Genomic DNA, 1,335 nt, shown 5'->3' on the forward strand with positions numbered 1-1,335 from the left:
CTGCACGCCGCGGAGGGCGACTGGCCGGTCAAGCCCTCGCCGCCGTTCGTGCCCGGCCATGAAGGCGTGGGCGAAGTGGTGGCCCTCGGCGAGGGCGTCACCGACCTGGCCGTCGGGGACCTGGTGGGCAACGCCTGGCTCTGGTCCGCGTGTGGCGATTGCCAGTTCTGCCGGACCGGTTGGGAAACGCTGTGCGAGGCCCAGAAGAACGCCGGCTACGGCGTGGATGGCTCCTTCGGGGAGTACATGCTGGTGGAGAGCCGGTTCGCGGCGAGGATTCCGGCAGGTTCGGACCCGGTGGAGGTCGCCCCGGTGCTGTGCGCCGGCGTCACGGTCTACAAGGGATTGAAGATGACCGAGGCCAAGCCGGGCCAGTGGGTCACCATTTCCGGCATCGGCGGCCTGGGCCACATCGCCGTCCAGTACGCGGTGGCCATGGGGTTGCGGGTTGCCGCGGTGGACATTGCCGACGACAAGCTCGCCCTCGCCAAGAAGCACGGTGCCGAGCTTACGGTCAACGCGTTGCACGAAGATCCGGCCGAAGTCATCCAGCGGGAAACCGGAGGCTGCCATGGTGTCCTGGTCACGGCGGTGCATCCTTCGGCGTTCGGGCAGGCGATCGGCATGGCCCGGCGTGGCGGGACGATCGTTTTCAACGGACTTCCGCCGGGAGACTTTCCTGCGCCGATCTTCGAGATTGTGCTCAAGGGCCTGACCGTCCGCGGCTCGATCGTGGGAACGCGCCAGGACCTGGAGGAAGCGCTGGACTTCTACGCGCAGGGCAAGATCCACCCGACCGTATCCACGCGGGAACTCTCCGAGGTCAACGCGGTCCTTGACGAAATGAAGCACGCCAAGATCGACGGCCGCGTGGTCATCAAATACTGATCGAATTCAGCGGCGGAGGATGCCGGAACATCGACTCGTGTGCATTTCAACAGCACAGCTTAGCGAGACCTAAGGAGCTTAGCTATGTCCAACGCCCGCACCGAAGCATCGTACAGGCCACCGCAGCGCGGCGATGCCCTCGAAAACCTTCTTCACGAGAACCGGAAGTTCGCGCCCACTGCTGAGTTCGCCGCGAACGCGCTAGTCGGCGCCGAAGTCTACGCGGAAGCGGCTGCGGACCGTCCCGCGTTCTGGGCGAAGCAGGCCCGGGAACTGCTGGACTGGGAGACGGACTTCGGCCAGGCCCTGGACTGGTCCGACCCGCCGTTCGCGAAGTGGTTCGTCGGCGGGCAGGTCAACGCCGCGTACAACGCCCTGGACCGGCACGTGGAGAACGGGCTCGGGGACCGGGTGGCCATCCACTTCGAGGGCGAACCCGGCGACACC

The 1,335-nt window shown here is 66.4% G+C and carries 2 protein-coding genes; both read left to right on the plus strand.

Going from position 1 to position 1,335, the window contains the following annotated elements; all coding sequences use genetic code 11:
- Positions 1 to 888, plus strand: an 888-nt coding sequence (locus AB4074_RS24750; RefSeq protein ID WP_441415742.1) for a zinc-dependent alcohol dehydrogenase, incomplete at its 5' end; no start/stop codon positions are given.
- 84 nt (positions 889 to 972) lie between these two features.
- Positions 973 to 1,335: acetyl-coenzyme A synthetase N-terminal domain-containing protein (locus AB4074_RS24755; RefSeq protein ID WP_441415743.1), on the plus strand; the 363-nt coding region annotated here is incomplete at its 3' end.

Source organism: Arthrobacter sp. 2MCAF14 (genome assembly GCF_052115645.1).
Taxonomy (GTDB): domain Bacteria; phylum Actinomycetota; class Actinomycetes; order Actinomycetales; family Micrococcaceae; genus Arthrobacter.